General features: G+C 71.1%; 9 protein-coding genes. 1 reads left to right on the forward strand and 8 read right to left on the reverse strand.

Annotation, left to right across the window (positions count from 1 at the left end):
- Positions 1–30 precede the first annotated feature (30 nt).
- The 7 genes from trxA to ACZ49B_RS15745 form a co-directional block, all read right to left on the reverse strand.
- The gene (gene trxA / locus ACZ49B_RS15715; RefSeq protein ID WP_468305665.1) at positions 31–372 is read right to left on the reverse strand and encodes a thioredoxin; all 342 of its coding nucleotides are present in this window, start codon (positions 370–372) and stop codon (positions 31–33) included.
- 53 nt (positions 373–425) lie between these two features.
- Positions 426–1,385 carry a thioredoxin-disulfide reductase gene (trxB, locus tag ACZ49B_RS15720; RefSeq protein ID WP_468305667.1) on the reverse strand — a complete coding sequence of 320 codons (960 nt, stop codon included), beginning with the start codon at positions 1,383–1,385 and terminating at the stop codon, positions 426–428.
- Between the two features lie 125 nt (positions 1,386–1,510).
- Entirely contained in the window at positions 1,511–2,458 is a 948-nt protein-coding gene (locus tag ACZ49B_RS15725; RefSeq protein WP_468305670.1) for an anti-sigma factor family protein, read from the reverse strand.
- Positions 2,455–3,156, reverse strand: a complete 702-nt coding sequence (gene sigM / locus ACZ49B_RS15730) for an RNA polymerase sigma factor SigM (protein WP_468305672.1) — start codon at positions 3,154–3,156, stop codon at positions 2,455–2,457. The genes ACZ49B_RS15725 and sigM overlap by 4 nt, the downstream gene beginning before the upstream one ends.
- 138 nt (positions 3,157–3,294) lie before the next feature.
- A complete protein-coding gene (locus ACZ49B_RS15735; RefSeq protein ID WP_468305675.1) occupies positions 3,295–5,022 on the reverse strand; it encodes a protein kinase family protein in 1,728 nt (575 codons plus the stop codon).
- Between the two features lie 117 nt (positions 5,023–5,139).
- Positions 5,140–7,314 carry a murein biosynthesis integral membrane protein MurJ gene (gene murJ / locus ACZ49B_RS15740; RefSeq protein WP_468305677.1) on the reverse strand — a complete coding sequence of 725 codons (2,175 nt, stop codon included), beginning with the start codon at positions 7,312–7,314 and terminating at the stop codon, positions 5,140–5,142.
- A 46-nt stretch (positions 7,315–7,360) separates the two neighbouring features.
- Entirely contained in the window at positions 7,361–9,628 is a 2,268-nt protein-coding gene (locus tag ACZ49B_RS15745) for a DUF6049 family protein (protein WP_468305679.1), read from the reverse strand.
- A gap of 184 nt (positions 9,629–9,812) precedes the next feature.
- On the opposite strand from ACZ49B_RS15745, the gene ACZ49B_RS15750 reads away from it, so the two are divergent.
- The gene (locus tag ACZ49B_RS15750; RefSeq protein WP_468305681.1) at positions 9,813–11,255 is read left to right on the forward strand and encodes a CCA tRNA nucleotidyltransferase; all 1,443 of its coding nucleotides are present in this window, start codon (positions 9,813–9,815) and stop codon (positions 11,253–11,255) included.
- Positions 11,256–11,268: 13 nt separating this feature from the next.
- Here the strand turns inward: ACZ49B_RS15750 and ACZ49B_RS15755 are convergent, their stop codons facing one another.
- On the reverse strand, positions 11,269–12,561 hold the full coding sequence (locus ACZ49B_RS15755) for an MFS transporter (RefSeq protein ID WP_468305683.1): 1,293 nt from the start codon (positions 12,559–12,561) through the stop codon (positions 11,269–11,271).
- Between the last annotated feature and the right edge of the window lie 47 nt (positions 12,562–12,608).

Below are 12,608 nucleotides of genomic sequence, written 5' to 3' on the forward strand. Positions count from 1 at the left end.
TCACCCGGCTGGCGCCGGGAGCCCCGGCCGTCAGACGGCCTTGGCCTGGATGAACCCCTCGAGGTCGCGCAGGATGGCGGCCTTCGGCTTGGCACCGACGATGGTCTTGGCCACTTCGCCGCCCTGGTAGACGTTCAGCGTCGGGATGGACATGACGCCGTACCTGGCCGCGGTGGCCGGGTTCTCGTCGATGTTGAGCTTGACGATCTCGATCTGGTCGCCGTACTCGGCGGCGATGGCCTCGAGGGACGGCGCGATCTGGCGGCACGGTCCGCACCAGGCGGCCCAGAAGTCCACGAGGACGGGCTTGTCGCTGCCGAGGACCTCGGTGTCGAAGTCAGCGTCGGTCACGTTCTTGAGGGTGCCGGCCACAGCGGCCTCCTATTTCTTCCTGCGGGGTGTGGGGTGGGGGGTGTGCGTGGGGGTCAGACCGTTGCGTGGGCCTTCTCGGCATCCGCGAGGGCGGCGAGGAAGCGCTCGGCGTCGAGGGCCGCGGAGCAGCCGGTGCCCGCCGCGGTGATGGCCTGACGGTACGTGTGGTCCACGACGTCGCCGGCGCCGAACACGCCGGTGAGGTTGGTGCGCGTCGAGGGGGCGTCGACCTTGAGGTAGCCCTCCTCGTCGAGCTCCAGCTGGTCCTTGAACAGTTCGGTCCGCGGGTCGTGGCCGACGGCGATGAAGAGGCCCGTCACGGGGAGCTCGGAGGTCTCACCGGTCTTGGTGTTGCGCAGGGTGAGGCCGGAGAGCTTCTGCTCGCCGTGGATCTCTGCGACCTCGCTGTCCCAGGCGAACTTGATCTTCGGGTCGGCGAAGGCGCGGTCCTGCATGGCCTTGGAGGCGCGCAGGCTGTCGCGGCGGTGGACGATGGTGACGGACTTGGCGAACCGGGAGAGGAAGGTCGCTTCCTCGATCGCGGTGTCGCCGCCGCCGACGACGGCGATGTCCTGGTCCTTGAAGAAGAACCCGTCGCAGGTGGCGCACCAGGAGACACCGCGGCCGGAGAGGGCGTCCTCGTTCGGCAGTCCGAGCTTGCGGTGCTGGGAGCCGGTGGTGACGATCACGGCCTTGGCGCGGTGCACGGTGCCGGCGGTGTCGGTGACGGTCTTGATCTCACCGGTGAGGTCCACGGACACGATGTCGTCGGGGACGAGTTCGGCGCCGAAGCGCTCGGCCTGGCCGCGCATGTTGTCCATGAGGTCCGGACCCATGATGCCGTCCTGGAAGCCGGGGAAGTTCTCGACCTCGGTGGTGTTCATCAGCGCGCCACCGGCGGTGACGGCGCCTTCGAAGACCAGCGGCTTGAGCGAAGCGCGTGCGGTGTACAGGGCTGCCGTGTAACCGGCCGGCCCGGAACCGATGATGATCACGTTTCGTACGTCGCTCACGGGTTTTTTCCTCGTCTCTGTGGACTGCGCACTGCTTGCCGGGGGGCCGGTGTGGACTCTCACCCCACCCAACGGATCCTACGGCGCATGCATTCCCGGCCCGCCCCCGCGCGGACCCGAAGGTGTCAGCTTCGCGGGTAGGTCCTGGTCAGCAGCGGTTTTCCGGGGTGAGCCGACGGGGCGTTCATGCAGTCGGCGCCCACGAGGTAAGCGTCCACACGGCCAGAGTCGCCGGGGTGCGGCAGGACGAGGAGGTAGACCTCCGTGCCCTCGTAGCTGCCCTGTTCGGCGGCGAGCGGGGTGTCGGGTCGACCGGTGGCGTCCTGGACGCAGGGCGGGACCGAGGAGGCTTCCGTGCGGTTGCGGTCGCCGGGGACCAGCCCCGGCGACGGGGTGCTGTTCTCCAACCCGTACGTGTTGTTGGGCTGTTCCCCCTGCGGCGTGGTCTTGGCGCCCTGTCCGGGGACCAGGAGCCGGTGGACGCTGTCCTGGAGGCCCTGCGCGGTGTACGTACCGTCGGTGGGAGCGTCGGCGGCCGCGCTGGTACCGGATTTGCGGGCAGCGGTGTCCGGAGAACCGGTTCCGAGCAGGTTGCCCGCAAGGAAGATGCCGAGGGCGCAGGCGGCCGCTCCGGCCAGGCCTGCGATGACGGCGATCCGGCGGCGGGCGCGGCGGCGCCCGGGGCCGGTTGCTCCGGCCGGGTGACCGGCAGGGCGCCGGGTGCCCGGACCGGCGGGTGCGGCAGGCGATGTTTCACGTGAAACATCGCGAGGCGTGCCCGTCTCGGAGGCCGGGGCGGTACCGGGGCGGGGCGTGGTGGAGTCGAGGAGGGCCTCGGCGGCGAGGGCCGCGTCGATGCGCCCGGCGATGTCGGAGGGCATCCGCGGCGGCCCCGGCAGGGTGCCGAGAAGCGCCCGGATCTCCTCCAGGGAGGCGTGGACGTCGGCGCACAGCGGGCAGTCGCCCAAATGGCGGCGTACCTCGGCGGTACGGACCGGGGACAGGAGCCCTTCGGTCAGGTCGGAGATCTCCGAGACGTCAGGGTGCCGGATCGTGCCGGTTGTGGGAGTCACGTTCGTCCACCTCCGCCCTTCACCGTGTCTGCGTCTGGGGCTGGCTGACTGGGGTCTGCCGCTGGTGGGACGGGTGTCCCCGGCGTCCGGTTCCTTCCCCGTTCGGCAGCGGTGTTATCCCCGGCATTCGAGCGCAGATGAGTGAGCATCGGGAGGAGTTTCGCCCGGCCGCGCGCGCACCGGCTCTTCACCGTGCCGGTGGGGACGTCGAGGATACGTGCGGCCTCGGCGACGGGGTATCCCTGCATGTCGACGAGGACGAGGACGGCCCGCTGCTCGGCCGGGAGCGTGCCGAGGGCGGCCAGGAGCTGCCGGTGGAGCTCCTGGCGCTCCGCGGGGGCCTCGGCGGACTCGTGGGGCTCCAGGAGGCGCTCCAGGCGCTCCGTGTCGTCCAGGGGCGCCGTTCTGCGGGAGGCCGCCTTGCGGGCCCGGTCGAGGCAGGCGTTGACGGTGATGCGGTGCAGCCAGGTCGTGACGGCCGATTCCCCGCGGAAGGTGTGCGCGGCCCGGTAGGCGGAGACGAGGGCGTCCTGCACGGCGTCGGCGGCCTCCTCACGGTCGCCGAGCGTGCGCAGGGCCACGGCCCACAGCCGGTCGCGGTGCCGCCGCACGAGCTCCCCGAAGGCGTCGGGATCACCGGCGGCATGCAGCGCCAGCAGTTCCTGGTCGCTCCGGTCGTCTCCCGTTGCTGAGTGCATCACACCTCGCTTCTTCCCGGGATGGAGCGTAGAGCCTGTGCGGGCCCCGCACGAGGGGCCGGTTCACACGCCGGGAGCCACGGTCCGGCGGGGGACGGGTCCCCGGCCGCACCATGGCTCCGTCGCCGTGCGGGTGGCTCAGCCGGCCGGGCCGAGCACCTTGATTTCGCTGATGCCGCCGCGGTAGCCGTCCCCACTGCCTTCGGACGGCAGTGTGGTGATGTGGACCAGCACGAAGCGGGTTTTGATCGGGGTGTCCTGGGTGGCCTGCAACTTCTTCCCCGTGTTGCCCAGTTTCACGAGCTCCTGGGGGAAGTCGGAGATACCGCGTGGCGAGGAGGCCTCGGGGGCGGCGGCGCGGACCTCGACCCTGTGTCCCGCGGCGTACATGTCCACGTCGATGCCCGTCACCTCTTGGACGCTGCCGAGGTCGACGACGATGCCACTGCCGTCGTCGTAGCTGTCCAGGTTGCCGAACTTGCCGCCGTAGCCGTAGAAGATCTTGGTGATCCATGCGGTCTCGGAGTTGCCGTCGACGGCTTTGCCGGCGTCCTCGGGCTTGATCGGGTCCTTGCCGAAGGTGACCGCGTTGCCGACGTGCAGCGGCTTGCTCTCCGTGGGCTTCTTCTCGTCCTCGTTCGTCTTCGTGGACTGAGAGTTGCTGGTACCGCCGCCGTCGCCCTTGCCGCGGTCCAGGAGGGTGTCGGCGAGCTGCCAGCTGCCCAGGCCGAGGGCGGCGATCAGCAGGGCGGCGACACCCCACTTCAGAACCCGGCCGGTGCGGCTCTGCAGAGGGGCCGGCGGGACGGCGACGGGCTGGGTCGCGCGCACGCCGGGGCGTGTCGGCGGCCGACCGTAGCTGCCCTGCTGGTAGGTGGTCTGCTGGTACTCGGGAGGCGCGGTGAAAGCGGGCTCCGGCGGCCGGATGCGGGGCATCGCGGCAACGGCCTTGGCCAGTTCCTCCGGGGTGGTGCAGGCGGGCTCCTGACGGGAAGCGGTGGCCCCGTCGTTGGCGAGGGCGCGCATGGCGAGCTCCCCCAGCCCCCGGTGCACCCCGGCGCGGACCTGGTCGGGGGCGATCAGCCCGACGCCCTTGGGCAGGCCGGTGAGGCCGTAGGCGTCGACCTCGTACGGCCAGCGCTGGGTCAGGGCGGCGTAGAGCAGTGCGCCGATCGCCTCGGTGTCCGCACGCTGCGGGGTGTCGCTGGTGATGCCGCGCAGGGCGGCGTTCACGGCGAGCCCGCGGATCCGGTACTGGCCGGTGGAGGTGCGCAGTATCGCGCTGGGTGTCAGGCGCAGGTGGGCCAGGCCCTCGCGGTGCGCGGCGGCCATGGCCTGGGAGACCTGGGTGACGAGCTGGTAGGCCTCGTGGGGCTCCAGGGGGCCCGCGGCGAGGAGCGCGGTCAGCTCGGTGGCGTCGGGCAGCCACTCGTGGACGACGTAGACGAGGTCGTTCTCCTCCACCGCGTCGAGGACGTGGACGAACCGGGGGTCGCCGAGCAGCGCGGAGGAGCGGGCGGCGGCCAGGACGGCGCGAGCCCGCGGGTGGTCGGCAGGCAGCAGATGGACGCCCACGGCCCGGCGCAGCTTCTCGTCCATCGCGCGCCAGCTGCTGAATCCGTCCAGACGGGTGACGCACTCTTCGAGGCGGTAGCGCCTGGCGAGCTTGTGGCCGCTGTGGAGTTCGGGGGCGGCAGCAGGGGCCGCTTTTCTGCGTTCGCCGTCCTTTTCTGGCATGGATCCGTCCGCGGCTCGTCCGTTCTGGGTGTCCACCCCGTCGGCCGTGGCCTTCGCCGCATCTGCGGCCGGCGGCTCGTCGCCGCCGTTGTCGGCCACGTCGACGGCAGCCGTGCTACGTTCCGCCACCGTCGTTCCTGCCTCCCCATCCGTTACGCGCTGTCGGCCAGTCTGCGAAGCCATGCCAATTGTGCCCACAGTCCGGCGCTATGCACGACACGCGAAGGGGTCCGACGGTTGTGCGCATCAGCGCCCCATGCGTCCGCGCACCATTCCGACCATGGCGTTGAGCTCTTCGATGCGCATCCTCTTGGCAGCCACGAGGAATACGACGGCCAGCGCCACACCGCCGGCGGCCAACGCGGCGAGGGAACCGGTGACTCCGCTGCCGAGCCACTGGGTGACAGCGTAAGCGGCTGCACCGGCCACGGCGGCAGCGGGGACGCAGGCGCCGGTGAGGCGGGCGTAGGTGCGCATCACGTGGGCGCCGTCGAGGTCGCCGCCCAGCCGGTTGCGCAGGCGGCGCCAGGCGACGCCGACGCCTACGGTGTAGCCGAGGCCGTAGGCCGCCGCCATGCCGACGACCGCCCAGCGGGCGGGGAGCACGAAGAACGCGGCGGTGGAGACGGCCGCGTTGACCGTGGCGACGATGACCGTGTTGTAGAAGGGCGTCCGGGTGTCCTCGTACGCGTAGAACCCGCGCAGGACGACGTACTGGACCGAGTACGGGATGAGCCCGAGGCCGAAGGCCATCAGGACGTAGCCGATGTTCTGGGCGCCGGAACCGGAACCGGCGTACAGCAGCGTGGCCATGGGGACGCCGAGGGCGAGGAACGCGAAGGCGCACGGCACGATCGCGACGGCCGAGGTGCGCAGCCCGTACGAGATGTCGTCGCGGACGGCGGCGGCGTCCCCGTCGTGGGCGGAGCGGGAAATGCGGGGCAGGACGGCCGTCATGACGGAGACGGTGATGATGGCCTGCGGCATCTGCCACAGCAGCAGTGCGTAGTTGTAGGCGGTGATGCCGGTGCCCGGGTGGCCCTGCTTCTCGGCGACGGATCCGGCCCAGGTCGCGAGCTGGGTCACGACGACGAGGCCGATCTGGTTGGCGAGGACGAAGAAGAACGTCCACTTGGCCAGGCGGGCGGCCTTGCCGAGGCCGTGGCCCCGCCAGTCGAAGCGCAGGCGGGGCTTGAAGCCGGCGTCGCGCAGGTAGGGCAGCATCGCGAGCGCCTGGACGGTGAGGCCCAGGAGGGTACCGAGGCCGAGCAGGCGGACGCCGTCGGCCGTGACGGTGGTGGCGCTGACGCCGGAGGTGGTGAAACCGCCGAAGGCCCAGATGAAGGCGCCGAAGGTGGCGATGACGACGATGTTGTTGAGGACGGGGGTCCACATCATCGCGCCGAACCGGCCGCGTGCGTTGAGGATCTGACCGAGGACCACGTGCACGCCCATGAAGAACATGGTCGGCAGGCAGTAGCGGGCGAAGGCGACCGCGACGTCCATCTGCTGGGGGTCGGAGGCGAGCTTCGGCGACATCATCGTGATGAACACCGGTGCGGCGAGGACGCAGATGGTGGTGATGGCGGCCAGCAGCACCACCACGAGGGTCAGGAGGCGGTTGGCGTACGCCTCGCCTCCGTCGTCGTCCTGCTTCATCGCACGCACGAGCTGCGGGATGAAGACGGCGTTGAGAGCGCCGCCGCCGACCAGCACGTAGATCATCGTCGGCAGGGTGTTGGCGATCTGGTACGTGTCGTTGAACGTGCCGACGCCGATGGCACCGGCGATGACGAGGGTCCGCAGGAAGCCGGTGATGCGGGAGACGATCGTGCCGGCGGCCATGAGGGCGCTGGACTTGAGCAGGCTGGAGGCGCGGCCGGCGGGCTTGCTCGGTGCCGGGGCGGCGACGGGGGCGTCCTCGGCGGGGGTGCCGGGAGTCCCCTGCTGGTCCCGGTAGAGGTGCGCGAAGGCGTCGGGCTCGGGCTGCTCGTCCGCCGCCTTGGTGACCAGGGAGTCCACTCCGACGAACTGGGTGGTCGTGGCGTGGTCGCCGTAGGGCAGGTGGCGGGAGGGCCCGTCGGGCTCGGGCGGCGGGGTCTGCGCCCAGACGTGCGGGTCGGGGGCGTGCACAGGGGTCTGGGGCGCCGCGTAGAGCGGGCCGGGCTCCAGGTAGGTGCCGGGCGGCGGCGGCGGGTGCGAGGCCCGGTCGTAGAGGACCTCGGCGACGGGATCCTGGGCCGACAGGTCCTGCGACCGGTAGGGGTCGTGGTCGTAGGCGTCCTGGACATACGGGTCGCGGTCCGGCGCGGGCGCGGGCACGGGAACCTGCCCGGGCACCGGGGTGCCCGGGGCAGTGCCCTGGGAGGGCGCGGGCCCACCAGTGCCCTGCGCGCGGTCACCGTCGTACGGCGCGTTCATCGAAACCCCACCTCATCGTCCCCAGGCCGACCGGCCACGGCATCGCTCAACGGTCCACTGTCTCACCCGTGCCGGACGGCCCGGTGCTTTGCGGTCCGGTGTCCGGGGTCTCGTCACTCGGCTGCGTGCTCTCCTCGGCGGCCGCCCGGGCCGCCACGCGCTTGCGGCTGGCGTACATCTTGATGCCTGCCAGGACGAGGAGGAGGACGCCGCCGGCGATGACGAGCATGACGGTGGGCGTGATCTCGGTGGCCTCGACGGTGAACTTGCGCTGCTTGCCGTAGGGCACGCCGTCCGTGGTGAAGAGCTGCGCGGTGACCTCGACGGGGCCGCTCGCGGTGGCGTTGGCGGTGAACTTGACCGTCTGGCTGTGTCCTCCCGTGACGGTCACTTCCTGCTCGGCCTGGCCGCTGTCGCCGAACACCAGGCGGGTCGGGTTGGCGGACTTCACCCGCAGGACGAGGTTGTGGACGTCCTGGACGAGGCTGTTCTGGACGCTGACCGGGATGGTCGCGCTGTGTCCGGACAGGGTGGCGTCGGACTTGGGGACGACCTTGACCTTCTCGGTGAGGCCGATCAGGTACTCCTGCACCTGGTCCCGGTAGAGCCGGGCCTCCTCGGGGCGGCCCCGCCAGGAGGTGGACATCTCGCGGTTGGTGGTGTTGCCGAAGGGGATCTCCACGCGGTCGGGCGCGGTGAGGATCACCTTGAAGTGGTCCAGGGTGTTCTGGGTCGTGCGGATCTTCTCGAAGGCGGAGACCGGGAGCTCCGTCTTGCGCAGCGCATCGGGGTACTGGCCGGCGCCGGGGACCTGGGTGTTGACACCCGGGTCGGGCTTGGCGGCGGCCGCGGCCTCGAGGTCGGCCGGCTGGGTCCAGCGGCCCGCCTGCAGACCGCGCAGGGCGGCTGCCATCGTCTGCACCTGGCTGGAGGAGGGCATCCGCTGCGGGGTGACGACGACGCTGCGCTGGTTGTCGGTCTTCTGCAGGTTCAGGGCGAGGCTCTGGGCGAGGAAGCGCTGCACGGCCAGGGTGGAGTTCCCGGCGCCCAGCATGTCGCCCTCGAAGGCGGTGGAGAGATCGGCGTCGGCGACGACGGCGGTGGCGCCCGCTCCGATGGGACGGGCGGCCGAGGGGGTGTAACCCAGGGCGCCGGTCTCCTGGAGGCTGTCGCTGCGCGTGAGGACGTTGTGGGCGCCCGCCGAGGTGGCCACGTTGACGATCGACGGGTCGATGGCGCCGTCCACGGGCCAGGAGAAGTCGGTGGACGGGGAGACGTGCAGCACCGTCTCCACGGCCTGCTTCGCCTTGTCGGTGGCCGGCCGCAGCTGGCCCAGGGTGCCCGAGACGTCCTTGCCCTGGTGGGCGAGGGAGGCGATGTCCGGATCGGCGAACGGCAGGGCCACGATCTTCTTGCCCTGGACCGCGGCCTCCAGGGAGCTCAGCCACTGCTCGGCGACGGCCTTGTTCTTGCCCTGGGCGATCCGCCCGTCCGGCGTGCGGAACCGGTAGCCCTTGGTCATCGCGTCGACCGTGTAGAGCAGGTCGGGGTCGATGACCCAGGTGACGGGCAGGTCCTTGCCGAGGGCGACCATCTGCTGGAGGCGCCCGCCGGGCTTGAGCTCCTCGGCGAGCGAGTCGTCGAGGAAGACCGGGGTCTGGAGCTCGTCCGAGCCGGTCTCCGCCGTCACGTGGGTGCCGGAGATCAGCGGCCACAGGTAGGTGAGCTGGGAGCGCTTGGAGGCCGCCTCCGGCTGCCAGGGCAGGAACGTCCGCTTGATGCCGAGGACCTGCTCGTACGGGCGGCTCTCGGTCTCCCCGGACAGCGAGACGCCGAGCTGGTAGACGCCGTCCTTGTCCAGCTCCAGCTTGTTCACCGGGATCGTGAGGGTGAAGTCCTGCTTGACCTTCGACGGCAGCGAGGCGATCTTCACGGCGTAGGCCTGGTCGATCTCACCGGGATCCGTACCGGCCCGGAAGCCGGCGCGTTCCCCCGCCTCGTCGATGGAGGCCCGGTCCCCCAGCACGGGCCCGACCCGCAGGCCCACGTGTGCGTCGGTGATCGTCTCGCGGCCGTTGTTGACCACGCTGCCGGAGATCGTGAGGGTGTCGCCCTTGACCGGGGCCGTGGGCGCCATCTCGGTGAGCTGTACGTCGACGCCACCCGCCTCGGCGGCCTGGGCGGCCTGCGGGGCGGGCGAGTAGACCAGAGCGGCGAGCACGGGAGTCCCGGCCAGCAGAACGACTGCGCGCCGCAGCCAGCGGCGCCGGGCAGGTGCGGGGGGTGCCCCCTGGATGTCTGCCGCCTCGGCCACGCGCTGCCCGTCCCTCGAAGTGTCAGTGGTCGTCGTCTGTGCGTCCACGCATGGTAACGAGACCCGCTGTGCGCGAGTGCCGCGCCTTGCTCCACATGATCGTGGCCACCCCGGCGGCACCGCAGGCCGGGGTGGCCACAAACAGGGAAGCCCTCGCCGGGCCGGGCACGTACCCTTTTCTGTTGTGCCGAACGCCAACGAAGACAATCCCAGTGCCCTGAGTCAGGTGCAGCACCGCGCGGTCAGTGAACTGCTGCGGGTCGCCCCTGTCGCCGACGAGCTCGGCCGCCGGTTCCACGAGGCGGGCTTCCGCCTCGCCCTGGTCGGCGGGTCCGTACGCGATGCGCTGCTCGGGCGTCTCGGCAACGACCTCGACTTCACCACCGACGCCCTCCCCGGGGACGTTCTGAGGATCATCCGGCCGTGGGCCGACTCGGTCTGGGACGTCGGCATCGCCTTCGGCACCGTCGGGGCCCAGAAAGACGGCTTCCAGATCGAGGTGACCACGTACCGCTCCGAGTCGTACGACCGCACCTCGCGCAAGCCGGAGGTCTCCTACGGCGACTCGATCGAGGAGGACCTGGTCCGCCGCGACTTCACCGTGAACGCGATGGCGGTCGCTCTGCCGGAGAAGGAGTTCGTGGACCCGCACGGCGGCCTGGAGGACCTCCAGGCGGGCGTTCTGCGGACTCCCGGCACCCCGGAGGACTCTTTCTCCGACGACCCGCTGAGGATGCTGCGTGCGGCGCGCTTCGCCGCCCAGCTCGACTTCGAGGTCGCCCCCGAGGTCGTCGCGGCGATGCAGGCGATGTCCGACCGGATCGAGATCGTCTCGGCGGAGCGGGTGCAGGGCGAACTGAACAAGCTGCTGCTGTCCGCGTACCCCCGCAAGGGCCTGGGCCTGCTCGTGGACACCGGGCTGGCCGACCACGTGCTGCCCGAGCTGCCCGCCCTGCGGCTGGAGAGTGACGAGCACCACCGGCACAAGGACGTGTACGACCACTCGCTGATCGTGCTGGAGCAGGCGATGGCGCTCGAGCAGGACGGCCCAGACCTGGTGCTGCGGCTGGCGGCCCTGCTCCACGACATCGGCAAGCCGCGGACCCGCCGGTTCGAGAGCGACGGCCGGGTCTCCTTCCACCACCACGAGGTGGTGGGCGCGAAGATGACCAAGAAGCGCATGACCGCGCTGAAGTACTCCAACGACATGGTCAAGGACGTGTCCCGGCTCGTGGAGCTGCACCTGCGCTTCCACGGCTACGGGGACGGCGAGTGGACCGACTCCGCGGTGCGGCGCTACGTCCGCGATGCCGGCCCGCTGCTGGAGCGCCTGCACAAGCTGACCCGGTCGGACTGCACCACCCGCAACAAGCGCAAGGCCAACGCCCTCTCCCGCACCTATGACGGTCTGGAGGAGCGCATCGCCCAGCTGCAGGAGCAGGAGGAGCTCGACGCCATCCGGCCCGACCTGGACGGCAACGAGATCATGCAGGTGCTGGGCGTCGGCCCCGGGCCGGTGATCGGCAAGGCCTACGCGTTCCTGCTGGAGCTGCGGCTGGAGAACGGCCCCATGGAGCGCGACGCCGCGGTGACCGCCCTCAAGGAGTGGTGGGCCGCACAGGCCTGATGCGGCCGTCGCCTCACGCGTCCGCCCGGGGCGATGTTTCACGTGAAACATCGCCCCGTCGCTTCAGGTGGAGCGCCGTCAGCGCGTAGAGGACGGACACGCTCACGATCAGCGCGACGGACTGCCCGTCCGGGGGGAGCATGAGGGCGGCCACGGCGGCCGCACTCACGAACGCGATGTTGAACAGCACGTCGTAGACGGAGAACACGCGGCCGCGGTAGTCGTCGTCCACATGGGACTGGATGGCCGTGTCGGTGGAAATCTTGGCGCCTTGGGTGGCGAGGCCGAGCACGAAGGCCGCGACCAGCATCGGTCCGGGCCTGAAGAACAGACCGAGCGGCGGCACCAGGACGGCTGCCCCGGCGGAGCAGGCCGTGATCCATCCGCGGGTACCCAGCCGGCCCACCAGCCAGGGGGTGACGACGGCGGCCGTGAAGAACCCGGCTCCTGAGACACCGACCGCGATGCCCAGCAGGGCGAGACCGCCGGACTCCGTGTCCGACCAGGAGTAGCGGCAGAGCATGAGCAGCGTCACGAACAGGGCCCCGTAGCAGAAGCGCATCAGGGTCATGGCGGTGAGCGCCTGGGCCGCCTCGCGCCGGGAGGCCAGGTGCCGCAGCCCTTCGGCCATGCCCCGAACGGTCAGGACGACCCCCTCGGCGACCGACGGGTGGACCCGTCCGGCAGGGTGCTCCGGTCCGAGCAGCCCCACGGCCAAACGCAGCGAGACCAGCGCCGCGCACAGGTAGAGCGCGGCGCCGAGGAGCACCACCACGGCGTTGGAGTCGGAGGCCAGCAGCTGGACGAGGAAGGCGAGGCCGCCACCGGCGACTGCGGCGAGGGTCCCGGCCGTGGGTGAGAGCGCATTGGCGGTGACCAGCTGGGCGGGGCCGACGACGCGCGGCAGGGACGCGGCCAGCCCGGCCAGTACGAAGCGGTTGACGGCGGTCACCGAGAGGGCAGAGGCGTAGAAGAGCCAGTCGGGGACGTGCGCGACGATCAGCACGCCGGTGCCGCACGCGAGGAGGGCCCGCAGCAGATTGCCGTAGAGGAAGACCTGCCGGCGCCGCCAGCGGTCGAGCAGCACCCCGGCGAAGGGCCCGATCACCGAGTAGGGCAGCAGCAGTACCGCCATGGCCGAGGCGATGGCCGCGGGCGAGGTCTGCTTCTCCGGGGAGAACACCACGTACGTGGCGAGCGCCACCTGGTACACGCCGTCCGCCGCCTGGGAGAGCAGCCGTACGGCCAGCAGGTTGCGGAAGTCCCTCAGGCGCAGGAGTACGCGCAGATCACGTACGACAGGCATGAGGGCAAGGGTCACATACGCGGAGGGTCCCCGGGCACATTGCCCGG

Source organism: Streptomyces sp. NPDC031132, from assembly GCF_055570595.1.

Bases quoted from the DNA above. Each gene is read 5' to 3' on its own strand.
- sigM (WP_468305672.1), bottom strand. From the start codon at position 3,156: ATGCACTCAGCAACGGGAGACGACCGGAGCGACCAGGAACTGCTGGCG.
- murJ (WP_468305677.1), bottom strand. From the start codon at position 7,314: ATGAACGCGCCGTACGACGGTGACCGCGCGCAGGGCACTGGTGGGCCC.
- ACZ49B_RS15755 (WP_468305683.1), bottom strand. From the start codon at position 12,561: ATGCCTGTCGTACGTGATCTGCGCGTACTCCTGCGCCTGAGGGACTTC.